General features: G+C 65.1%; 19 protein-coding genes and 1 tRNA gene. 6 read left to right on the forward strand and 14 right to left on the reverse strand.

What is annotated here, in order from left to right; translation table 11 throughout:
• On the forward strand, positions 1 to 192 hold the full coding sequence (locus J2X54_RS21805) for a hypothetical protein (RefSeq protein ID WP_404990949.1): 192 nt from the start codon (positions 1 to 3) through the stop codon (positions 190 to 192).
• Positions 193 to 326: 134 nt separating this feature from the next.
• Here the strand turns inward: J2X54_RS21805 and J2X54_RS21810 are convergent, their stop codons facing one another.
• The 3 genes from J2X54_RS21810 to J2X54_RS21820 all read right to left on the reverse strand — a co-directional run bounded on the left by J2X54_RS21810 (position 327) and on the right by J2X54_RS21820 (position 2,600).
• The gene (locus J2X54_RS21810; RefSeq protein ID WP_070249351.1) at positions 327 to 677 is read right to left on the reverse strand and encodes a YqjD family protein; all 351 of its coding nucleotides are present in this window, start codon (positions 675 to 677) and stop codon (positions 327 to 329) included.
• A 73-nt stretch (positions 678 to 750) separates the two neighbouring features.
• A complete protein-coding gene (ubiA, locus tag J2X54_RS21815; protein ID WP_070249352.1) occupies positions 751 to 1,605 on the reverse strand; it encodes a 4-hydroxybenzoate octaprenyltransferase in 855 nt (284 codons plus the stop codon).
• Between the two features lie 59 nt (positions 1,606 to 1,664).
• Entirely contained in the window at positions 1,665 to 2,600 is a 936-nt protein-coding gene (locus J2X54_RS21820; protein ID WP_310183613.1) for a LysR substrate-binding domain-containing protein, read from the reverse strand.
• A 79-nt stretch (positions 2,601 to 2,679) separates the two neighbouring features.
• Here J2X54_RS21820 and rfaE2 point away from each other — a divergent pair, with 79 nt between their 5' ends.
• Together rfaE2 and J2X54_RS21830 are read left to right on the forward strand one after the other, a co-directional pair.
• Positions 2,680 to 3,165, forward strand: coding sequence for a D-glycero-beta-D-manno-heptose 1-phosphate adenylyltransferase (rfaE2, locus tag J2X54_RS21825; protein WP_070249367.1), 486 nt, complete (start codon positions 2,680 to 2,682; stop codon positions 3,163 to 3,165).
• Positions 3,162 to 3,449: a hypothetical protein gene (locus tag J2X54_RS21830; protein WP_070249354.1), complete on the forward strand. Its 288-nt coding sequence runs from the start codon at positions 3,162 to 3,164 to the stop codon at positions 3,447 to 3,449. Before rfaE2 ends, J2X54_RS21830 begins: the two co-directional genes overlap by 4 nt.
• Here J2X54_RS21830 and J2X54_RS21835 read toward each other — a convergent pair.
• Genes J2X54_RS21835 through J2X54_RS21850 form a run of 4 tightly spaced genes read right to left on the reverse strand, consistent with a single transcriptional unit; the run spans position 3,433 to position 7,011 of the window.
• Positions 3,433 to 4,701 carry an FAD/NAD(P)-binding oxidoreductase gene (locus tag J2X54_RS21835; protein ID WP_310183616.1) on the reverse strand — a complete coding sequence of 423 codons (1,269 nt, stop codon included), beginning with the start codon at positions 4,699 to 4,701 and terminating at the stop codon, positions 3,433 to 3,435. The two genes, J2X54_RS21830 and J2X54_RS21835, sit on opposite strands and share 17 nt — an antisense overlap.
• A complete protein-coding gene (locus J2X54_RS21840) occupies positions 4,698 to 4,970 on the reverse strand; it encodes a (2Fe-2S)-binding protein (RefSeq protein ID WP_310183619.1) in 273 nt (90 codons plus the stop codon). The genes J2X54_RS21835 and J2X54_RS21840 overlap by 4 nt, the downstream gene beginning before the upstream one ends.
• Positions 4,967 to 6,076, reverse strand: a complete 1,110-nt coding sequence (locus tag J2X54_RS21845; RefSeq protein ID WP_404990950.1) for an NAD(P)/FAD-dependent oxidoreductase — start codon at positions 6,074 to 6,076, stop codon at positions 4,967 to 4,969. The genes J2X54_RS21840 and J2X54_RS21845 overlap by 4 nt, the downstream gene beginning before the upstream one ends.
• A gap of 5 nt (positions 6,077 to 6,081) precedes the next feature.
• Positions 6,082 to 7,011 carry a 4-hydroxyproline epimerase gene (locus J2X54_RS21850; protein ID WP_310183873.1) on the reverse strand — a complete coding sequence of 310 codons (930 nt, stop codon included), beginning with the start codon at positions 7,009 to 7,011 and terminating at the stop codon, positions 6,082 to 6,084.
• Positions 7,012 to 7,144: 133 nt separating this feature from the next.
• Here J2X54_RS21850 and J2X54_RS21855 point away from each other — a divergent pair, with 133 nt between their 5' ends.
• A complete protein-coding gene (locus J2X54_RS21855) occupies positions 7,145 to 7,900 on the forward strand; it encodes an AraC family transcriptional regulator (protein WP_070246515.1) in 756 nt (251 codons plus the stop codon).
• Here J2X54_RS21855 and J2X54_RS21860 read toward each other — a convergent pair.
• Genes J2X54_RS21860 through J2X54_RS21880 form a run of 5 tightly spaced genes read right to left on the reverse strand, consistent with a single transcriptional unit; the run spans position 7,872 to position 17,132 of the window.
• The gene (locus J2X54_RS21860; RefSeq protein WP_310183625.1) at positions 7,872 to 9,389 is read right to left on the reverse strand and encodes a diguanylate cyclase; all 1,518 of its coding nucleotides are present in this window, start codon (positions 9,387 to 9,389) and stop codon (positions 7,872 to 7,874) included. The genes J2X54_RS21855 and J2X54_RS21860 overlap by 29 nt on opposite strands.
• A 57-nt stretch (positions 9,390 to 9,446) precedes the next feature.
• Positions 9,447 to 11,822, reverse strand: a complete 2,376-nt coding sequence (locus J2X54_RS21865; protein WP_310183628.1) for a beta-galactosidase — start codon at positions 11,820 to 11,822, stop codon at positions 9,447 to 9,449.
• Between the two features lies 1 nt (position 11,823).
• Positions 11,824 to 13,107 (reverse strand): DUF2264 domain-containing protein, encoded by a 1,284-nt coding sequence (locus J2X54_RS21870; RefSeq protein ID WP_310183631.1) that lies wholly within the window; start codon positions 13,105 to 13,107, stop codon positions 11,824 to 11,826.
• 12 nt (positions 13,108 to 13,119) lie between these two features.
• Complete coding sequence (locus J2X54_RS21875) at positions 13,120 to 14,277, reverse strand: glycoside hydrolase family 88 protein (protein WP_310183633.1); 1,158 nt, start codon at positions 14,275 to 14,277, stop codon at positions 13,120 to 13,122.
• Complete coding sequence (locus tag J2X54_RS21880) at positions 14,274 to 17,132, reverse strand: TonB-dependent receptor (RefSeq protein ID WP_310183635.1); 2,859 nt, start codon at positions 17,130 to 17,132, stop codon at positions 14,274 to 14,276. The genes J2X54_RS21875 and J2X54_RS21880 overlap by 4 nt, the downstream gene beginning before the upstream one ends.
• Before the next feature lie 417 nt (positions 17,133 to 17,549).
• Between J2X54_RS21880 and J2X54_RS21885 the strand changes: the two genes are divergently transcribed.
• Positions 17,550 to 19,736 (forward strand): TonB-dependent receptor, encoded by a 2,187-nt coding sequence (locus tag J2X54_RS21885; protein ID WP_310183637.1) that lies wholly within the window; start codon positions 17,550 to 17,552, stop codon positions 19,734 to 19,736.
• 142 nt (positions 19,737 to 19,878) lie between these two features.
• Here J2X54_RS21885 and J2X54_RS21890 read toward each other — a convergent pair whose 3' ends face one another.
• Entirely contained in the window at positions 19,879 to 20,736 is an 858-nt protein-coding gene (locus J2X54_RS21890; RefSeq protein WP_310183639.1) for a hypothetical protein, read from the reverse strand.
• A 158-nt stretch (positions 20,737 to 20,894) separates the two neighbouring features.
• Positions 20,895 to 20,971, reverse strand: a tRNA-Met gene (locus tag J2X54_RS21895).
• A gap of 177 nt (positions 20,972 to 21,148) precedes the next feature.
• Between J2X54_RS21895 and J2X54_RS21900 the strand changes: the two genes are divergently transcribed.
• Complete coding sequence (locus tag J2X54_RS21900) at positions 21,149 to 21,553, forward strand: VOC family protein (RefSeq protein ID WP_310183642.1); 405 nt, start codon at positions 21,149 to 21,151, stop codon at positions 21,551 to 21,553.
• The last annotated feature ends 28 nt before the right edge of the window (positions 21,554 to 21,581 follow it).

Consider the following 21,581-nt stretch of genomic DNA (forward strand, 5'->3'; position numbering starts at 1 on the left):
GTGAAGGTGCAATCGCAGCGCAGCCAGCACGCCAACAGGAAGCTGGCGGCGCAGCTATTGGCCAGCAAGCTGGCGGGGCTGATGGAGGACGCCAATGCAACAAGCCAGTCCGCCCGTCACTTGCAGCACCACAGTGCCGAAAGGGGCAATGCGGTGCGCAGCTTCGAGGGGACCGGCTTTATTGAGCGTTAGTACTGTAGGGAACCTTGAAAAACCTACTGCGCGATCCGCTATCGCCGCTCCGTTGCTCAGCGTACAGCCGTACGCTTCCGCTACTCGCGACGATAACGAACCGCTCGCTACGGTTTTTTGAGGTCCCCTTTAGCTTAGCGACGCGAGACCAACAGGCCAGCCAGCAGCCCGATTGCCGCGCCGATGCCGACGGCTTTCCACGGATTGTCGTGGACGTAGACGTCGGCCTGGCGGGCGGCGTCGCGGCTGTGGGCCAGTACCGTGTCTTCCAGCTTGCGCAGGTCGATGCGGGCGTTGCGCAGCGAGTCTTCGAAACGCGTGCGCGCTTCCGAAATCGCTTCGTTGGCCTTGTCGCCAGCTTCGCTCAGATAGTCTTGCGCGTCGTGGGCGGCGGTTTTTACGCCGGTGACGACCTTGTCGCGTGCTGCGCTGCTGGCATCCTTGATGTCGTTGAGCGTACCGTTGCCGTTTTGTGGTTGGTTCATATTCACCTCGTCGTTATCGCTGCGGTCGAAAAAAAGTATACGTGCCTTGCGCCCGCCTGACCGCGACGAACGCTTAGCGCATGACGTAGTCTAACGCGATACCGCCAAATACCGCCGCACCCAACCAATTGTTGTGGCGGAAGGCATAAAAGCAGGAATCACGTTCGCGGTGGCGTATCAACGTGTAGTGATAGACGGCAATGCCGGCAGCAATCACCAGCCCGCCCAGGTACCAATATCCCATGCCCATCTGCAAGCCCACCCACAACAGCAGCAGCAGGTGCACCGCGTAGCAGACCATGATGGCGGCGACGTCGTAGCGGCCGAACGTGATCGCCGAGGTCTTGATGCCGATCTTTAAATCGTCGTCGCGGTCCACCATCGCGTACTCGGTGTCGTACGCCACGGCCCAGAACACGTTACCGATCAACAGCACCCACGCCACCGTCGGCACCGTGCCCAGGATCGCGGCAAACGCCATCGGGATGCCGAAGCCGAAGGCGATGCCGAGATACGCCTGCGGGATGGCGAAGAAGCGCTTGAAGTACGGGTAGGTGCCGGCGATGATCAGCGCTGCCACCGACAGCTGCTTGGTCAGCGCATTGAGGGGCAGGATCAGGCAGAAGGAAACCAGTGACAGCAGAGCGGCAATCGCCAGCGCTTCCTTGCCGCTCACGCGGCCGCTGGTGATGGGACGATTGACGGTGCGCTTGACGTGACGATCGAAATCCTGGTCGGCATAGTCGTTCATGGCGCAGCCGGCCGAGCGCATGAGCAGGGTGCCGAGCGAGAAGATCAGCACCAGCAGCAGGTTGGGCCGGCCGTTCGAGGCGAGCCACAGCGCGCATAACGTGGGCCACAGCAGCAGCAGGGTGCCGATCGGTTTGTCCAGGCGGACCAGGCGGAAATACAGGGCAAGCTTGTTCATCGAAGGGCGTCTCGGCGAAGGGACATAACGGTAAGACCGCCATTATCGCAAATATCGCCTCAGTCTTCCGTGCACAGGGTGGTGATGCCGGGCAGGTTGCACGCGGCGACCACTTCGCACACGGCGTCAATCGCCGCCTTGCGGGTAAAACTCTTGCGCCAGACGATGACCACGCGGCGCGACGGCGCCGGCGCCTCGAAGGGCCGGTATTGCAGCATGCCGTCGTTGGCATCCATGTCCGGCACCGAGGCGCGCGGCAGCACGGTCAGGCCGATGCCACTGGATACCATGTGGCGGATGGTCTCCAGCGACGAGCCCTCGAACGTGCGCTGCATGCCGTTGCCCGGCGTGGAAAAGCGCGCCATTTCCGGGCACACTTCCAGCACCTGGTCGCGGAAGCAGTGGCCGTTGCCGAGCAAGAGCATGTTCTCGGATTTGAGGTCGTTGGCGGGAATGGTCTTGCGCCTGGTCCACGGGTGCAGGGCCGGCATGGCGACCACGAACGGTTCATCGTACAGCGCCTGCATGGTCATGCCGTGGTCGGGCAGCGGCAGCGCCATGATGGCCGCATCGAGCTCGCCCTGGCGCAGCATCTCGAGCAGGCGCACGGTGAAATTCTCCTGCAGGATCAAGGGCATTTGCGGCACCTTGTCGATCATGCCTTTTACTAATGGCGGCAGCAGGTAGGGGCCGATGGTGTAGATCACGCCCAGGCGCAGCGGCCCGGCCAGCGGGTCCTTGTTCTGCTTGGCCAGCTCCTTGATGGCGGCGGTCTGTTCGAGCACCAGTTCGGCCTGGGCGATGATTTGCGCGCCCAGCGGCGTGACCGAGATTTCGGCGCCGCCCCGTTCGAACAACACCACGCCCAGTTCATCCTCGAGCTTCTTGATGGCGACCGACAGCGTGGGCTGTGCAACGTAGCAGGCTTCCGCTGCGTGGCCGAAGTGTTTCGCTCTTGCAACGGCGACGATATATTTCAGTTCGGTCAGTGTCATGTGAGGTATTTGAACACAGGCGATAGGGGGATGCAATAATAGCGGCCCAAGAACTCCCATTCTAGCCGAGATGATTGCCATGCCCGACTTCGAACAAAAAATCTGCACCCGCGACCAACTGGCGGCCCGCGTGGCGGCGCTGCCCAAGCCGGTGGTGCTGACCAACGGCGTTTTCGACATTCTCCACCGCGGCCACGTCACGTACCTGGCGCAGGCGCGCGCGCTGGGCGCCTCGCTGGTGGTGGCGGCCAATACCGACGCTTCGGTCAAGCGGCTGGGCAAGGGCGACGACCGTCCGCTCAACAGCTGCGCCGACCGCATGGCGCTGCTGGCCGCGCTCGAATCGGTGAGCCTGGTCGTGGACTTCGACGAAGACACGGCGCTCGAAGTGGTGCAGCAGGCGCGCCCCGACATCTACGCCAAGGGCGGCGACTACCAGATGGATGCGATCCCCGAAGGACAGGCGGTGCTGGCCTACGGCGGCCAGGCCGTGGCGATCGACTTCGAACACGACCGCTCGACCACGCGCCTGCTTACCAAGGTGCGCGCCTTCCACCCCAAATGAGACTGCTGCTGATCATCCTGGCCACGCTGGTGTTCATCATCGTCCAGTGGGGACCGGTGCTGTACGTGGCGCGCCGGCAGTGGCTGCGCGGCGACCCTTATTCGTTCCGCCAGCTGCGCTTCATCATGCCGGCGCAGTTGCTGGCCACCGTGTCGCTGGCATTCGCGGCCGACCTGCTGGGCATGCGCAACCCGGCGGCGCTGTTCGCCGGCGCTGCCATCGTGGTCAGCGCGGCCGGCGCCGGCGCGCTGGCGCTGTACTACCAGTTCAAACGTCGGCAGTAGCGATCAGGGTATCGATGCGCGCCGGCGCGATCGGCATGCGCACCGCGTCCGGTCGCCAGCCATACAGCACCTCGGTGGCGCCGCCGCAGATGCGGCCCTGGCATGGCCCCATGCCGCAGCGGGTCTGCAGCTTGGCGCTGCGCCAGCTGGCGTGCCCGCGCAACTCCGCGTGCACCACGTCCTCGCAGCGGCAGACGATGGTGTCGTCGGCGGCAAGCGTGGCCAGTTCCGGGCGCAGCGCAAAGGCGCGCGCCAGGCGGGCGGCGAATTTTTTCCAGCGTGCGCGCTCGTCGAGCGCCGCCTGCATGTGCTGGGCCTGGCCACTGGCAGCCAGGCCTGCGATGCGGCCTTCCACCAGCGCGAGGTCCACGCCGCCAATCCCCGTGCCCTCGCCGGCGCAGTACACGCCGGGAATACTGGTTTGTTGCCAGCTGCCGGTCTGCACCACGGTCTGGCCGTTTGCCGCCCCGGTGGCGCAGCCGAGCGCCTGCGCCAGTTCCAGGTTGGGCAGCAGGCCGTAGCCGCAGGCCAGGTAGTCGCAGTCAAACGTCTGCTGCCGGCCACCGCGCTGTACCTTCACGGAGTCGAGCACGCCATTGCCATGGGCCGCCACCACGTGGCTGTTGCGCAGGTACGCAATGCCGCGCAACTGCGCAAACAGGCGCAGCGCCTGCATGGTCTTCGATGGTGTGGCCACCAGGCCGACGGCAAACCGCGCCAGTGCCGGCAAGGGCGCCTGCTCGACGATGGCGACGATCTCGGCGCCGCGTTCCCTGAGCGTGGCCGCCACCGCCAGCAGCAGCGGGCCGCTGCCGGCCACCACCACCCGTTTGCCCGCGACCGGGTAGCCGCCCTTGACCAGCGCCTGCAGACCGCCGGCGCCGGTCACGCCGGGCAGGGTCCAGCCGGGGAATGGCAGCAGCCGCTCGCGCGCGCCGGTGGCGATGACCAGGTGGTTGAAGTGCAGGGTGTCCGCAGTATCAGCCGTCTGCACCTGCAACTGGCCCGGCGCCGGTGAATACAATACCCGCGTTTGCGCCAGGAAGCTGACATTGGTCGCCGCCTGCAAGGCGGCCCACAGGGTTGGGGCCCGGCTGTCGCGCTGGTGCTGCGGTCCGCCGCGCCAGATCTGGCCGCCGGCCAGCGGGTTGTCGTCGACGATGGCGACCGCGCCACCGCCGGCTGCTGCCGCTTGCGCGGCCGCCAGGCCCGCCGGTCCCGCGCCCACCACCAGCACATCGAAATGCTTCATGCCGCACCCCCCAGGGTTTGCACCCGCATGCCGGGCGCGCATAGCGTCTGGCACGACAGTTGATGGGCGCGGCCGTCGATGGTCACGCGGCATTCGTGGCACACGCCCATGCCGCACAGGGGCGCGCGCGCGGCGCCGCCCACCGCGCACCGGGTCAGGGCCACGCCGTCGCACGCCAGCGCAATGGCGGCGGCCACGGTCACGCCGGCCGGCACGTCGATGGTGCGCGCGTTGATCGTCAAGGCAAAACTGGAGCTGGCGGCGGTCATTGGAAGCGGTGCGGTAAATAGGGATGATAAGGAATGCGCGAACTTTCGCCCTGCATTTGCGCGGCCAGCAGCTGCGCCGTGGCCAGCGCGGTGGTGATGCCCAGACCTTCGTGGCCGGTGGCCAGCCACAGGCCGCGCCGCGCACTGGAGGGGCCGATCAGCGGCAGGCCGTCCGGGGTGGCGGCGCGCAGACCGGTCCAGCAGCGCAGCACGTGGAGGTCGGCCAGCGCCGGTGTCAGGGTGGCGGCGTGGCGCAGCATGCGCGCCAGCATGGCCGGCTCCACCGCCGGATCGACGGTGTCGAACTGGCGCGAGGATCCGATCAGGACCTGGCCGGTGGGACGCGGTTGCAGGTTGAAGGCCACCGAGTCGCCACTGGCTGCATGTGCGCTCTTGATGTAGCCCAGCTCCACCAGCTGGTGCCGCACGAAACCCGGATAGCGGTCGGTAATGGCCAGGTGACCCTTTTTAGGCTGCACCGGCAGCTCGGGCAGCAGCGCGCGCGAACCGGTGCCGGCCGCCAGCACGATGTGCTGCGCCTCGCAGCGGGCGCCGTCGTCCAGCACCACTGCGTGGTCTTCGATGGCGGTCACGCGCGCGCGACGGGTAACGGCGCCGCGGCGCATGGCGCGGTCGAGCAGCAGGCGCGTGCTCTTGGGGGCGTACACCAGGCCGTCGCCGGCCACCAGCAGACCGCCGGCAAGACCCGGCCGCAATTGCGGCTCACGCGCATACAGTTCGGCCGGCGAGAGCATGGTGCAGTCCAGGTTGAAGGTGGACAGCGTGTGCGCCTTGGTGCGTGCGACCGCCAGTTCCTCTTCGTCGGCGGCCACCCAGATGGTGCCGCAGTTGCTGTATTCGTGGCGTTGCGGACGGTCGCCCACCAGGTCGCGCCACAGCGACACCGAGTAGGACGTGAGCGCCAGTTCGGGCAGGTTGTCGTCCATGACCACCAGGTGGCCCATGCCGGCGGCGCTGGCGCCGCCACCGACCGTGTCGTGCTCGATGACCGCCACCCGCAGCCCGCGCTCGGTCAGCGCATCGGCACAGGCGGCGCCGACGATGCCGGCGCCGATGACGATGGCGTCGACATCGCCGTCGATCACGTTCATCAAATGCCCCAGGCGTAAGGATCGTCCGGGTCGAGCACCAGGTGCGCTTGCGACGTGACCCAGGCCCGGCCCCGGATCGACGGCACCAGCTTGCCGTCGAGCTGGCGGTACGACGCTTCGAACACGCTGCCGATCACGCTTTCCTGCTGCCACACAGCGCCTTCGGCCAGCTTGCCGTCGGCCGCCAGGCAGGCCAGCTTGGCGCTGGTGCCGGTGCCGCATGGCGAGCGGTCGTAGGCCTTGCCGGGGCACAGCACGAAACTCTGGCTGTCGGCGCCGGTGCGCGAAGGGCCGAACAGTTCGATATGGTCGATCACCGCGCCGTTGTCGCCGGTGATGCCGGCGTTGGCCAGGGCGGCGCCCACGGCAACGCTGTAGCTGGTGAGCGCCTCGATATTGCCGATATCGATGTCGAGCCCATGACCGTCGGCCAGGAAGAACCAGTTGCCGCCGTAGGCGACGTCGCCGGTGACGGCGCCGTGGCCCGGCACCTCGACGGTGACCGCCTGGTGCGTGCGGCGGGCGGGCACGTTTTCGATGGTGACGCTGCCGTCGTCGTGCAGCACCGCTTCGACCACGCCGGCCGGCGTGTCGATGCGGTGGCGGCCGGCGCCGATGCGGCCCATGAACGAGAGCGACGCCACCAGGCCGATGGCGCCATGGCCGCACATGCCCAGGTAGCCGACGTTGTTAAAGAAGATCACGCCGGCCACGCAGTCGGGCGCATGCGGTTCGCACAGCAGTGCGCCCACCAGCACGTCGGAGCCGCGCGGCTCGCACACCACCGCCGTGCGGAACTTGTCGTAGTCTTGCCGAAAGCGCGCCAGGCGTTCGTCCAGCGGGCCGGCGCCCAGTTGCGGACCCCCGGCAGTGATCAGGCGGGTCGGTTCGCCGCCCGTGTGGGAATCGATAATCGAGATAAGTTTCATGCCGCGATAGTAGGCTTGCGGGCCTGAGCTGTCTTGCATCGGCTAAGCATGATGGATGACGAAATCTGCACAACTGGTAAAAATGGCCAAAAATCGCGGGACGACGTGGCGCGATGCTGGCACAATCGGCACCATGCACAATCACGACATCGAAAACCGTCACCACGACGCTGCACGCCGCATGGTAGCTGGGACCATCGCCGATCCGTTCTTTGCCGAAGCACTGTTCGACGCGCTGCCGGACGTGGTTTTTTTCGTCAAGGATGAACGCGGCCGTTACGTGGTGGTTAACCAGACGCTGGTACAGCGTTGCGGTCAGCGGCACAAGTCTGCGCTGCTGGGGCGCTCGGCGGATGAGCTGTTCAGGGCGCCGTTCGGCCAGACCTTCCTGGCGCAGGACCAGGCGGTGCTGGCCGGCGGCCACGACATCGAAGACCAGCTGGAACTGCACCTGTATCCCAGCCGCGATCCCGGCTGGTGCCTCACCCGCAAGACCGCCCTGCGCGACGCGGCGGGCCGCATCGTGGGCCTGACCGGCATCTCGCGCGACCTGGCGATGGCGGACAAGAAAAATCCCGCCTACCGCAAGGTGGCGGCGGCGGTGAACCTGATCCAGGAGGCCTACGGCGAGCCGCTGCCGCTGGCGGCGCTGGCGCGCACGGCCCATATGTCGGTGGCGCAGATCGAGCGTTACTTCCTGCGCATCTTCCACCTCACGCCGCGCCAGATGATCATCAAGACCCGGGTGGAAGCGGCGTCGCGCCTGCTGGCCGGAGACGCCAGCGTGGCCGAGATCGCCCAGGCATGCGGCTATGGCGATCATTCGGCATTTACCCGCCAGTTCAAGGCTACGACAGGCTTCACTCCCACCCAATTCCGCCAGCTGTAGAGCAGGCGCTCTTGGAAATAGCTGTATCCGCCAGCTCCACCCGGTTGCGTCCCAGCTGCTTGGCGCGGTACAGCGCCGTATCGGCCGCGCGGAGGAAGTCGGCGATGCAGTGCCTGTCGTGCGGGACGATGATCGCCACGCCCAGGCTGACCGTCAGCACCCCGAACGGGGAGTGCGGGTGCGTCAGTTTCAGGCCGGCGATGGCTTCGCAGATCAGGCCACCCATCGCCAGCGCGTGCTCCTCGTTGCCGGCCTGGGCGATGATGGCGAATTCCTCGCCGCCGTAGCGCGCCACCAGGTCGCCGGTTCGGCGCACGCGCCGCGTCAGCTCGGCCGCCACCTGGCGCAATACGTTGTCGCCGGCCTGGTGGCCGTAGTAGTCGTTGTACTGCTTGAAGTGGTCCACGTCCAGCATCGCCAATGCCAGCGGCTGCCCGGTGCGGCGGGCGCGGCTCCATTCGGCGGCCAGCATCTCGTCGAAGTGGCGGCGGTTGGCAATGCCCGTCAGGCCGTCGGTGGCGTTCATGGCCGTCAGGCGGTGGTTTGATCGCTCCAGCTCGCGCGTGCGTTCGCGCACCCGCCGTTCCAGCTCGCGCTCGCGCGACTGCAGTTCGCTGATCAGGACCGCGAAGCCGATGCCGATCATGGCCAGGGTGAGGATGAATTCCTGCGCCCGCACCACTTCCAGGTGCACCGGCACGGCGCCGAACGGCTGCAGCCCGGTGGTCATCATCATGGCGGTGGATAGCGACACCAGCGCCACGAACAGCGTGGTCAGGCGCATCCCGAAGCGGAAGGCGATGACGGCGGCCGCCGGCAGCAGCAGCGTGGGCGTGACCGACACGCCGTCGATTGCGCCGCCATGGGCGGACAGCACGGCTGCCGCCAGCAGCAGGGCGCCGGCCAGGATGGCGCCATCAAGGCGGGACAGGCGCAGCCGCTGGTAATGTCGGCCCGAGAGCGCCAGCAACAGCGGCGTGTAGATCAGCAGGCCCAGGCCGTCGCCGAACCACCACAGGCGCGCCAGCGTGAAGTAGGGCGTGGTCGAACCATACTGCTGCAGCACCAGCGCGGCGGCCAGCCCGGCCAGCATGGCCGCCAACACCGGGCCGGCCACGAAGAACTTGACGAAATCTTGCAGCCGCTGCAGGCGCGGCGAGGCTTCATACCGGCGCATGAGGGCATACGTGGTGAGAACTTCGAGCTGGTTGACAAGGCTGAGCAGCAGCGCCATCTGCCAGCCGAACGCTGGAAGGTTGGCGGCGACGTCGGAGGCGAAGGTGAGGGCGCACAGCAGCGGCGCGCGACGGCCGCGAAAGCGCAGCAACGCCGCCAGCAGCACGGCGTTGGGCAGCCACACCACCACCGCGTTTTCCGGCGTGACGGCGCAAAAGAACGTCAGCTTGACGCTGGCGAAGTGGAACAGGGGGAGCAACAGGCAAACCAGCCAGCCCGGCTGCCCCCGGCGTAAGGAACGGGCAATCATCATGTGCGATGATTGCCCAGCAGGCGTACCGGTGTCAAATTCCGGTCGCGCCGCCTGTGGCTATCGATCCACTACCAACTTGTCGCCAACGTAGGCGCGGTAGTGGCGGATGCGGCCCGTGACGCCCTCCGGTCCCTGGCGCGGCGTGTAGCGCATGCCGGCCACGGTGTCGGTCTTGCCCAGGTCGATGATGATGCGGTGCGGGTGGGCGGTGGTTCTGGCTTTACCGCTGTACGCCGTGTGCCAGTGGTCGGTGTTCTGGCCGTTGATGGCGTTCAGGGCGCCGCCGTCTTCCTTGCTCACCTCTTCGCTATCGACAAAGGCGATGGTCCAGTTGGACTGGTTGAGCGTCTTGCCGTCGGGGCCCAGCAAGGCCAGTTCGGCAATCGCGGCGAACTGCTTGCCGTCGAAGGCGTCGAGCGACTCGAGGCAGAACTGGCGGCCGGTGGCGGGCTGCGCGAACATCACGTCCTGGGTGGCGGCGCCGCGCTGGAACTCGCCCTCGTGCACCGGTTTCACGCCATCGAGCTGGGCGCGCGCGGTGCTCGGTGGCCGTGGCAGGTCGCGGTCGGGTTTCAACTGGTCGAGTACCGGGGTTTTCAGGCCGGCGCTGCGCGCCACCTGCGGGCCGGTCAGGTCGAGTACTATCACTTCATTGGCGCCGCGCTTGAGCCACGGGCCGGGCAGGTACATGGTTTGCGTGGGACCGATGCTCCAGTAGCGCCCCAGGCAGCGCCCATTGACCCACACGATGCCCTGGCCCCAGCTGGACATGTCGAGGAAGGTGTCGCCGGTGGTAGCCACGTCGACGCTGGCGCGCCAGAAGGCCGGGCCGGCGGTGCGGCCGGTTTTCCAGGCCAGCGGCGGCAGCACCGCGTCGGCGTCGAAATCGATGGCGCGGATGTCCCAGTTTTCCAAAGGCTGGCCAGCCAGCGTGACCGGGCCGTGCATGCCCTTGCGGTCGTGGATCTCCACGCCGAAGTTGACCCGGGCGATGGTGTAGAGCAGGATCTCGAGCGTGACCGGCTTGCTGCGCGCGGGCAGATCGACCTTGAAGCGGCGGTAGCGCGTATCGAGCGTGCCTGCCAGCTTGCCGTCGACGTACACCCAGGCCAGGTCGCGCACCTTGGCCGCTTCCAGCGTGGCGGCCGGACCGGCGGGCAGGGTGATGCGGTACGAGACGATGCCACGGCTGATGTCATACGCCTCCAGCGGCTGTGGCGAGACCGCCTTGATCACCTTTGGCGGCAGCGCGGCAAACACCGACGCCGACTGCTTGAACGAAAACGGCGCGATGGCGATCACCGGGTTGTGGGCGGGGGCCGGCGGCAGCGTCTCGCCAGGCAGCAGGAATGGCTTGATGCCGTTGCGGTAGGCCTGGAACTTTTCGCCCATCCAGCCTGCCTCGCTGATCGGCGCGTCGTAGTCGTAGCTGCTGGTATCGGGCCGGAACGGCCGGTCGCAACCGCCCCACAGGCCGAACGACGTGCCGCCGTGCGCCATGTACAGGCTGAACGAGCCGTTCATCTTGAGCATGTTCTGGATGTCGGCCACGGCGCGGTCGGCCGGACCGCGCTTGTGCGGCGAGCCCCAGGTATCGAACCAGCCGGAATAATATTCGCCGCACATGCGCGGGCCTTTTTGCACCTGGTCCAGCGCCTTGAAGCCGGCCGCCGGATCGCTGCCGAAGTTCGCCACCGAGAACAGTTCCTTGATGTGGGTCTTGACCACGGCGTTGGTGGGATTGCACTGGAACAGCGGCACATCGAAACCGCCGTCGATCAGCACCTGGCGCATGGCGCGCATGTAGTCGAGGTCTTCGCCGAAGAAACCGTATTCGTTCTCGACCTGCACCATCAGGATCGGGCCGCCGTGGGTGATCTGCTGCTGGCCCAGCACGCGGCCCACTTCCTTCATCCAGCGCTGCGCCGGCGCCATGAAGGCAGCGTCGCGGGTGCGCAGGAAGCTGTCGCCGGGGTGCTTGAGCAACCACCATGGCAGGCCGCCCATTTCCCACTCGGCGCACGCGTATGGACCCGGGCGCAGGATTACCCACAGGCCTTCCTGCTGCGCCAGGCGGCAGAACTCTGCGGCGTCGCGCTGGCCGGCCCAGTCGTATTTGCCTTCGCGCCATTCGTGGTAGTTCCAGAACAGGTAGGCGCACACGGTGTTCAGGCCCATGGCCTTCATGGCTTTGAGGCGATGGCCCCAGTACTCGCGCGGCACGCGGGCAAAGTGCATCTCGCCGCAGCGGATTTGCAGGCGCTGGCCGTCGAGCGTGAAGTCGGTGTCGGTAATCGCGAAGCGCGGCGAGCCGGCGGCATGCACGGTGGCGGCAAACGGCAGCAGCAGGCCGCCGGCGGCGGCACTGAGTTCTGCCACCCGGCGCAGCACGCGGCGGCGGCCGGGGGAGGTGATAGGTATGTAAGTCGTCATCTTAATAGTTTACCGGGTAATCCTTGGGGAAGCGGGCGCCCGCGAACGCTTTTTTCTGGGTCCAGTCCTGCGCAGGGGCAGTCCAGTAGGTATCGGTAGGCGCCAGGCCCAGCGGCAGCAGGCTGGCCGAGGCAATGTACATGCTGCCGTTGTTGGAATACCAGTCGCCCAGTTCGGGCTGGTGGCCGACAAAGCCGATGGTCAGGTAGCCGTCCCTGGTGAAATTGCCGGGGGCGGTCCATACCGCCTTGTGCACCGCCTGCAGCGCGGCGCGCACCTGGCCTTCGGGCAGGCTTTGCGGTAGCTGCTTGCGCAGCGCCAGTAGCGCCAGTGGCTGGAACGCCGCCGTGCGGTAGGTGAGCGAGCGGCCGATCGGCGGGAAGCTGCCGTCGGTGGAAATGAAGCGCTCGAGGTGCTCGCTGAAGCGCTGCATGCGCTTGACCGCCTGTGCGCGCAGCTCGTCCGGTTTGCCGTTCCAGAACGCGCCCTTTTTATCGTCGAGTACATCGAGGATCTCGACCAGCATCGGGTGCATCACAAAGGCGTTGTAGTAATCGAAGTGGAACGCGTCGCCATCCTTGATCCAGCCGTCGCCCACGTACCACTCGTTGATCTTGCGGATCGCCACGTTCATGCGCAGCGGATCGAACTCCTCGCCGATCGACATCAGCCACGCTTCGTTCATGGCGGAAAACAGCATCCAGTTGATGTACGGCGGCTCGATGCGGCGCAGCGACTTGATCTCGGCGATGATGCGCTGCTTTGTGGTGGCGTCGAGCGGCTCCCACAGTGCTTTCGGCGCGCGCATCAGCGCATTGGTGAAGTAGGCCGAATCGACCAGGGTCTGGCCCGGGCCTTTCCACAGCAGGCAGTCCGGATTGGCGGGATCGACCGAGTTGGTATAGCTTTGCAGCGCCATTTGCTGCAGGCGCTTGCGGGTGCGGCCTTCCGGCGTGCCGTCGTCGGCCAGGGCCAGCCACGGCGCGATGCCGGCGATCAGCCGGCCGAAGCATTCGAGGTAGGCCACGCCCTTGTCGCGGCCATCCCAGGTGGGGCTCACTTCGAGCGCGAAGTTTTTCTTCAGGGTGCCGGCGGCCATGTTTGACAGCACCGGCTCGCTCATTTTCTGCGCCAGCGCGGCCAGTTCGGCACGCGACTTGTCCGTTACCGGCTTGGCCGCTGCTGCCGGTACTGGCTTGGTGGCGGCGCCGGCTACCTGCGCCACGCCCAGCATGGCGCCGGCCGAACCGGCAGCCAGGGTCTGTATGAAATTACGTCGTTCCATCGTGTCTCCGTTTTATTTTCTGAGCAGGCGGACCATCTCCGACGACGCCAGCAGATAGGCCCCCACACCGAACGGCGTGGTCGAATTCTGGTCCACCACCTGGCCGGGAATCGCCCGCTCGCCGATCGGCTGCACATAGCCTATCTTGCCATCGGGTTGCAGTGCAACCTTGGACAGGTAATTCCAGCCACGGCGCACCACCGGCAGGTATTCTTCGCGATCGAGCACGCCGTGGTTGATGCCCCACAGGTAGCCATAGACGAAGAACGCGGTGCCGCTGGTCTCGGGCCCCGGTGCATGGGCGGCGTCGAGCAGGCTGCGGGTCCAGTAGCCGTCCGGCGTTTGCGCTTTCTTCAAGGCCTCGGCCATGCCCCGGTACTTGGCGACGTATTCGGCGCGGTGCGGGTCGTCCTGCGGCAGGTCTTGCAGCACCTTGGCCAGGCCGGCAAACACCCAGCCGTCGCCGCGCGACCAGAAGTCCTTCTTGCCGTTGGCGCTCTTGTGCTTGGGGTACACGTAGCGCGCATCGCGGTAGTACAGCTTTTCGTCGCTGTCGTACATGATGCTGTTGGCGTACTCGAAGTACGTGTGCAGCTTGTCCAGGTAGAGCCGATTGCCGGTGATTTTGTACAGCTTGGTCATCACCGGCATCACCATGTACAGGCCGTCCGACCACCACCAGTAATCGTTCTGCGCAGTGCTCATCTGGTATTCCATCACCTCGCGCGCGCGGGCGATCTTGCGCGGATCTTTTTGCGCGTCGAGCTGATACAGGTCGGCGTAGGTCTGGAAGGCGATCTGCCAGTCGCCGAACAGCACGTGTTCGTCGGTCTCGCCGTACTGGTACTTCCACTTGCTCCGGGCGGTGGACTTGGCGCCCTGCCAGGCATTGTGCACAGCCCAGTCCTGCGAGTACTGGCGGTAGCGCGCATTGCCGGTGACCTGGTAGGCCTCCATGTTGCCGGTGTGGTAGGCGGCGATGTCCCAGAACGCCCACTGTTGCGGCTTTTCACGCGCCTGCCAGTAGTCGTTGACCTTGGTGATGATGGCGAGCACCTCCTGCTCGGAAGTGTCGATGGCCGGCGCATTGGCATTGCCAGTGGCGCAGCCGGCCAATGCCAGCGTCAATGGCAGCGCGACTGCGCCTGCAATGAATGAACGTCTGATCACAGTTTCCCCCGGATGCCGAACTTGATGGTGCGGCCATCATATTTTGCATAGTCCATGCGGGTTTTCTTGCCGCTGCCGTACTGGCCGCTGGCGTCCTCGAAGTAATCGTAGGCCAGCGTGTTGGACAGGTTCAGTGCGTCGACGCGGAACTCCAGGTTTTCGCTGATCTTGTAGCTGATGTTGGCATCGAGGTAGCCACGCGCCGCGCGCCAGCGTATCAGGTCGTCGCCGAGGTTGCGCGGGTTGTCGCCGTTGAGCGCCTTGCCCTTGTAGTTATAGGACATGCGCATGGCCAGCGGGCCCTGCTCGAAGTACAGCGTGGTGCTGTAGGCGTACTTCGGCACCGAGTTGACCTCGATCTCGCGGCCGGCGTTGGTCACCCACCTGGCGCTGTTGAACGGATCGATATGGGTGTAGCTGGCCAGCGCGCCCATGCCGTCGAACGGCTTGGGCAGGAAGCTGAACGCCTGCTGGTAGGCCAGCTCGTAGCCCTTGAGCTTTTGCTTGCCGGCGTTGGTGTAGCTGCGCAGTGTCATTGCCAGGTTGGGGTCCACGCGGCCGCTGGCGTCCTGGAACAACGGTCCCAGCGCGGTATCCGGCAGGCCCAGCGAGCCAAAGGTGACCAGGCGCGTGTTGGCCACGGTGGCGTCGGTCAGATCCTTCTGGAAGATCGCCGCCGACAGCAGGCTGCCCGGCTTGAAATACCATTCCAGGCCGGTGTCGAGGTTCTTCGACTGTTGCGGGCGCAGGTTGGGATTGCCCGAGGTGGCCGAGTTGTCGAACTGGTTCGGGATCACGGTTTGCGCGGCGATGATCGACAGCGACGCGCGGGTGATGGTCTTGCCCCACGACGCGCGCCACATCAGGTTCTCGGTCACGTCGAACGCTGCGCTGACCGATGGCAGCACATTGCTGTACGAACCCTGCTCGTGGTTGGCGCCGTACACCAAGCTGGTGCCCTGCTGCTTGAAATTGTCGATCTTGGTGTCGGTTTTCGAGTAGCGCACGCCGGCGTTGAAGCGCAGTTCGCGCTCGCCGATCTTGCCCTTGAAGTCGGACTGGATGAAACCGGTCTTGACGTTTTCTTCGGCAGCGAAGCTTTGCGACGGCGTGAAGGTCGATGCCGGGTTGTAGGTGTTCGGGTTGAAGTTGTTGTAGAAGTAGTTGCTGTCCCATGTGCTCCAGGCCTTGGGCCAGCCGCCGCCGATGTCGAGATTGTCGATCGGGAGCTGGCTGGTCATGCCGCTGCGCAGGCCGGCCGCGCCGATGCGGTTGAGCTGGGCGGTGGCCAGCGCGGTGCCGTTACGCTTGTTGACATCCTTGCCGGTAGAGACATACACCAGGCCCGCCTTGAGCTTGCCGGTCCATTCGCCGGGCAGGTCGTAGTCCCAGTCGGCCACCACGCGCGCCTGCTTGCCCTTGTCGGTTTCCTTGGTCCAGCCGGTGCCGATGGTGAAACCGCTCCAGTTGTTCGGATCGGTGTAGCTGGTCGGCGACGAGATCGACGGATACACGTGGTCGCTGCCGTAGTCGATGGTCGACTGGGCGCCGTAGATGTAGCCGGCCAGCTGGCCGGTGGCGCTGGTGGCCGAGCTGTGATTGAGGCTGGCCTGGCCGGTCAGGGTGAGCTTGTCGCTGACCTTCCAGCTGCCGTTCAGGGCGCCGTAACCGAACTCGGTTTCATCCTCGGTGTAGATGGCGCCACCGTTGTAGGTGGTGTTGGCGAAGGTGCCGGTCAGCAGGTTGCTCGATGGATCGATCTTGACGTTCACCGGGATCAAACCGTTGTTGCCGTTGGCGCCGGCGGGCAGGGCGCGGTTGGTGGTGGCGGTGCTGCGGATCAGGATGCCGAACACGTTTTCCTTGCGGGTGTTCTCGAGCTTCGAATACATGGTGTCGAAGCTGACGTTGACGGTCGGTGTCTTGTATTGCAGCGACGAGACCAGGCCGTCACGCGTGCGCTCGTTTTCCGAGCCGTAGAAGCGGTAGATGCGCGGCAGCAGCGCCTTGTCGATCTGCTCGCGCGTGTAGCCCGACAGGTTGGCGCGCGGATCGTCGTAATCGAGTTTTAATGCGAAGTTGCCCTGGACCGGATTCTGGCTGCCGTTGAACGAGCTGTTATAACCGCCGGTCGCCTCGAAACCGGAACGGGTGTTGACGTTACCCGAATGCGACACGCCCACCAAAAAGCCCAGGTTGTCCCAGGTGTTCGAGTACAGCGCGAAGCCGTTCGGATCGTGGTTCTTGGAGTTGGTGTTGTAGGTGTCGGTCAGGCCGTAGCGGATGGTGCGCTTGGGGTTGTCGAACGGGCGCGGAGTTTGCAGGTCCACCACGCCGCCCAGGCCACCTTCGGTCAGTTCGGCCAGCGGCGATTTATAGAAGTCCACGCGGCCGAACAGTTCGGACGCGAACACGTCGTAGTTGAAGCCGCGCCGCGCACTGCCGATGGTGGAGGTCGAGGTGGTGTTGATCGGCGCGCCGTTCAGGGTGGTGACCGAGTAATCGGACGGCAGGCCACGGATCGACACGCGCTGGCCTTCGCCCGACGAGTCGTCGCGCTCGAGGATCACGCCCGGCACGCGCTGCAGCGATTCGGCGACGTTCGCCTCGGGGAATTTGCCGATGTCCTCGGCCACGATCGAATCGCGCACGCCGATCGACTGGGCCTTCAGATTCAGTGCCTTTTGCAGGCTGGAGCGAAAGCCGGTCACTACCACTGTATCGACCTTGGCTTCGGCCGGCGGTGTCGCCTCGCTGGTGGGGGCTGCCGGCGCGGCTTGCTGCGCCAGCGCCGTTGGCGCATACATGGCCGCCAGGGCCAGCGGTATCACGGTCTCCAGTATTTTCTTTTTCATTTTTATATCCTCAGTGTTTGACGTCTGGGCTGCCTGGGCAGTGCCCGGCTTTATGAAGACTAAGTCACCTGCCGAACATACGGCAACAGCCGAGGGCGACGGTGTTGCGTGAAAAATGGTGGCACCGTGAGCGCGCTGTTGGGTGCGTAATTGCCCTGTAGCTGCGGCGTTGACTGGGATAGTGACTTGCAGTCGCATACCGCTGCTGATCGTATCGTCACGAAACAATCAAGGGCGTGAGCAATTGCGCACCGAGCTATGACGACTTCGTATAGGTGAACGCAAATTTTCTATAGCCGGTGTGGGGTAAATGTCACGGCAATCAATTGCATGATTTTTCATTAATTTTCATGAGGAAACTTTCTTCGCGGCGATAATTAATCGATCATTGCGGATTTTGCAATAAAGAAAATCTCAATGAAAACAGCCATCCCGCTGCTGGCGGCCGAAATCGTTGCAGTCGCCGCCTTCGGCCTGCATGGCGCCGCGCTGGCGCAACCGGCGCCCGCAGCCGCCGTGAAAGCCGAGCCGCACAAGCCGTCGTCCAGGGACATCATCGAGGTGACAGTGAACGGCGCCACCGACTACGATCCGCGCCGCGACGACACCGCCAGCAAGACCGTGATACGCCAGGACGAGATCCTCAAATACGGCGACACCAATGTCTTCGATGTGCTCAAGCGCGCGCCCGGCGTGACCGTGATCGGCGAAAGCATCCGCATGCGCGGCCTCGGTAACGGCTATACGCAGGTGCTCGTCAACGGCGAGCGCCCGCCAGCGGGCTTCAACCTGCAGACGGTGGCGCCCGAGCAGATCGAGAGGATCGAGGTGGTGCGCGCCGCCACTGCCGAGTTTTCCACCCAGGCGATCGCCGGCACCATCAATATCGTGCTGAAAAAAGTGGTGAGCAAGCCGCAGCGCGACATGCGCCTGGGCGTCGGTCATTCGGGCCTGGTCAAGCGCGCCTCCGCGCTCGGTACGCTGGCCGACCGCAGCGGCGACCTGTCGTATTACCTCTCGGTATTCCTGCTGCGCCATGACAGCAGCAATCCCGCCACGTTCACGGAGCAACTGGCGTCCGGCGATGGCGCGGTGCTGCAACAGCGTGACAGCACCATCGCCAACGAGTCCCGGCTGTCCTTGCTGGGGATGGAGCCGCGCCTGAACTGGAAGCTCGCCAACAACGGCCAGTTGAACTGGAGCGCCTCGGTGGGCGTCAACCGCTTCGACAGCGACCAGGCCTATCGCTACGGCAACCAGGTCGGCAGCTTTCCGGCGCCGAATTTTGTATTCCGTGATGGCGCCAGCGAGAACCGGTCGGTGTACGTTTCAACCAACCTGAACTGGGTCACGCAACTGGCCGGCGGCAAGCTCGATACCACGCTCACCGCCACCCACAGCAATGGCCGCGCGGATAGCGACTGGGCGTCGAGCACGGCCAACCGCCAGCGCACGCTGCAACGCGACACCGACAGCGACACGCGCAGCAACTCGGTGCGCAGCAACGGCAAGTACACGCGCACCGTGTTCGACGACCACGCGCTGGCCACCGGCTGGGAAGCGAGTCGCCAGCGCCAAAGCGAAGACCGCCAGCGGGTGGAAGGCTTTACCGGCAGCGTGCCGCTGATCTTCGACGAGCGCTTTGCGCCGCAGGTGGTGCAGGTGGCCGCTTTTGCGCAGGACGAGTGGAATGTCACGAAGCAGTGGTCGATGTACCTGGGCGCGCGCTGGGAAACCATCCGCACCGACAGCGCCGTCAGCGGCCAGCCGGACACCAGCTCGCGCAACCACGTGCTGAGCCCCATCGCCCAGACGCTCTACAAGTTCCCGGACAAGAGCGGCCGCCAGCTGCGCCTGGCCCTCACGCGCACCTTCAAGGCGCCGACGGTGGGCCAGTTGACGGCGCGCCGGAACGAGGCCGATCTGAACACGCGCTTTACCGCCGACAGCAGCGGCAACCCCGATCTCAAGCCCGAACTGGCGACCGGGGTGGATGCGACCTACGAACATTTCTGGGCGCCGGGCGCCACCTTCTCGGCCACCGCCTCGACCCGCCACATCACCGATTACATCCGCACCGCCTTGTCGAAGGACAGCGGCGGGCGCTGGCTGTATCAACCGGTCAACGATGGCAAGGCCGATGTGCGCGGCCTGGGCCTGGAAGTGAAATTCCCCTCGAAGCTGGTGTGGCCGGCCTGGCCGGCGCTCGATCTGCGCGCCAGCGTCAACCGCAACTGGTCGCAGGTGCAATCGGTGCCGGGACCGGACAACCGGCTCGACCAGCAGGTGCCAATCACCGCCAACCTCGGCGTCGATTACAGGCAGGGCGCTTACACCACCGGCGCCAGCCTGGCGTTCCGCTCCGGTGGACCGGCGCGCATCTCGGCCGAACAAAGCACGCGCCTGCAGGCGCGCAGCGACCTCGATGCCTACCTGTTGTACAAAGTCAGTCCCACGGTGCAGTGGCGCTTCACCGGCAAGAACCTGCTGGCGCGCGACGGCGCCACGTATTCGCGTTACGCCGACCGCAATGGCGTGAGCCAGAACTGGGGCCGCAGCGACAGTGCGCGCGAGTGGTCGGTGAACCTGGAACTGAAACTGTGATGGGGATGGCCAAGGCATGGCCGGTGCCATGCTTCACGGCACCCTGATGGTGCAGGCGCACAGACGCCGTGCGGGTGGTGTCGCGTGCCGGCGCTGCGGCTGGTAGCGCCGCTGGTAGTGCACGACGTGGTGGGCTTCCAGGCTAGTCGTTGCCGTTATAAATAGCCGCCTCGAACAGTTGTCGCGGACGACGTTGCGGCGCCTCGTAGCCGAACTCGATCAGCGCATCGTTGCCCCACTGCGTGCTGGCGATGGGCATGCGGTACAGGAGGTCCTTCGGATCTTCGCTTGCTTGCAGCGGTACGCGTCGGCTTCCCTCGACGATCCACGCGCCGCTGGTGGCGGTCCAAGGTCGATGCCATATGACCTTGCTGGGCCGCTTGCAGCGGTTCCAGCGCCCCGGCGCCCGGCATTTGGCGTCGTATTCCCCGGGCTCGTCCATCATCGCAATGGCGGCGTTGATCTCATAGCGCAGGCGCAGGTCGCCCAGGCGCAACTGGTCGGGCGCCACGGTGCGGGTGTGCACCAGCAGTCCGATCCGCAGGGGACCTCCCTTGAAGTTGCTGACCAGGTCGGCGTCTCCTTCAAGATCGGGCAACAGCGGCAGCGTGAACAATTCGCCATGCTCGAGGCGTATCGGGAATTCCTGTCCTTGCGCCGTGCGCACGCGCAGCGCAAAATTGGGCGGCAGTTGCATTCCTGCAGGCGGCATCACCGCGAAACGGAATTCCGCGTCGGGCGCGAGCGCTTTGTGTTTTTCGTAGGCCGCGACTGCCGCGCGCATGGCGCCATAGCTCTTCCAGGGTACCGCCCGCAAACCGGTGACGCGGACCACGAACATGACGTCGCCGGCATGGCCCGCGCTTTCTGCGGGAGCTATGGTGCCCGATTGCTGCGGCTGCTGCGCCGACGCTGGCGACTGGGCAAACGCGACGCCCGGCAGGCCAACGGCCAGCCAGAGCAGGACCACGGCGCCGTAATCATTTGATTTTCTACGCAAAGCGCTCTCCCGGAGCGGCAAGTGGGAGTTGATTATAGAACTCGAGGGAAAATACGATGATCGTTTGACTGATTACTGAAGAAGGCGAGGTGCCGAAGGCGGGGGCATGCCAAACGAAAAAGCCGCCGACTCTTGCGAATCGGCGGCTCTTGGAATTTTGGTGGTGATAGGTGGACTTGAACCACCGACCCCAGCATTATGAATGCTGTGCTCTAACCAACTGAGCTATATCACCTGCAACGCGAAGCATTATGAGGGTTGGCGCTTTTTCTGTCAACGCTGGTCCAGCGATTTTTTTGAAAAAAGTGGATTTCGCGGTGAATGCGGAACTTCTATCGTACACCAGTCGTCAAAAGGTTGGCATATTGGTATTCTGGCTGCGGGGACACGATGGTTTTCTAATGGGGGCTGCATGGCGACCAACATCTTTATCAACCTGCCGGTGCGCGACTTGCCGGCGTCGATCAAATTCTTTACCCACCTCGGCTATTCCTTCAACCAGCACTACACCGACGACGGCGCCACCTGCATGATCGTGGCCGAGAACATCTTCGTCATGCTGCTCACCGAACAGCGCTTCCAGACCTTCACGCCCAAGACCATCGTCGATGCGCGCACGTCCACCGAGGTGCTGGTGTGCTTGCAGGTCGAGTCGCGCGATGCCGTCACCGCCTTGGTCAGCAAGGCGGTCGAAGGCGGCGGCAGCACCTACAAGGCGCCGCAGGACCACGGCTTCATGTACGGCCACGGTTTCCAGGACCTGGACGGTCATTTATGGGAAATCATTTACATGGATAAGGCGCCGCCCACCACCTGAAAGCCGACCCTGGCTGAATCTGGCTGAA

Source organism: Duganella sp. 3397 (genome assembly GCF_031456625.1).
GTDB lineage: Bacteria > Pseudomonadota > Gammaproteobacteria > Burkholderiales > Burkholderiaceae_D > Rugamonas > Rugamonas phyllosphaerae.

What these genes read in the sequence shown, in the direction of transcription:
- J2X54_RS21855 (WP_070246515.1), top strand. Translation starts at nt 7,145, where the DNA reads ATGCACAATCACGACATCGAAAACCGTCACCACGACGCTGCACGCCGC.
- J2X54_RS21830 (WP_070249354.1), top strand. Translation starts at nt 3,162, where the DNA reads ATGAGACTGCTGCTGATCATCCTGGCCACGCTGGTGTTCATCATCGTC.
- ubiA (WP_070249352.1), bottom strand. Translation starts at nt 1,605, where the DNA reads ATGAACAAGCTTGCCCTGTATTTCCGCCTGGTCCGCCTGGACAAACCG.
- J2X54_RS21900 (WP_310183642.1), top strand. Translation starts at nt 21,149, where the DNA reads ATGGCGACCAACATCTTTATCAACCTGCCGGTGCGCGACTTGCCGGCG.
- J2X54_RS21810 (WP_070249351.1), bottom strand. Translation starts at nt 677, where the DNA reads ATGAACCAACCACAAAACGGCAACGGTACGCTCAACGACATCAAGGAT.
- J2X54_RS21820 (WP_310183613.1), bottom strand. Translation starts at nt 2,600, where the DNA reads ATGACACTGACCGAACTGAAATATATCGTCGCCGTTGCAAGAGCGAAA.
- J2X54_RS21850 (WP_310183873.1), bottom strand. Translation starts at nt 7,011, where the DNA reads ATGAAACTTATCTCGATTATCGATTCCCACACGGGCGGCGAACCGACC.
- J2X54_RS21870 (WP_310183631.1), bottom strand. Translation starts at nt 13,107, where the DNA reads ATGGAACGACGTAATTTCATACAGACCCTGGCTGCCGGTTCGGCCGGC.
- J2X54_RS21840 (WP_310183619.1), bottom strand. Translation starts at nt 4,970, where the DNA reads ATGACCGCCGCCAGCTCCAGTTTTGCCTTGACGATCAACGCGCGCACC.
- J2X54_RS21885 (WP_310183637.1), top strand. Translation starts at nt 17,550, where the DNA reads ATGAAAACAGCCATCCCGCTGCTGGCGGCCGAAATCGTTGCAGTCGCC.
- J2X54_RS21835 (WP_310183616.1), bottom strand. Translation starts at nt 4,701, where the DNA reads ATGAAGCATTTCGATGTGCTGGTGGTGGGCGCGGGACCGGCGGGCCTG.
- J2X54_RS21860 (WP_310183625.1), bottom strand. Translation starts at nt 9,389, where the DNA reads ATGATGATTGCCCGTTCCTTACGCCGGGGGCAGCCGGGCTGGCTGGTT.
- J2X54_RS21865 (WP_310183628.1), bottom strand. Translation starts at nt 11,822, where the DNA reads ATGACGACTTACATACCTATCACCTCCCCCGGCCGCCGCCGCGTGCTG.
- J2X54_RS21880 (WP_310183635.1), bottom strand. Translation starts at nt 17,132, where the DNA reads ATGAAAAAGAAAATACTGGAGACCGTGATACCGCTGGCCCTGGCGGCC.
- rfaE2 (WP_070249367.1), top strand. Translation starts at nt 2,680, where the DNA reads ATGCCCGACTTCGAACAAAAAATCTGCACCCGCGACCAACTGGCGGCC.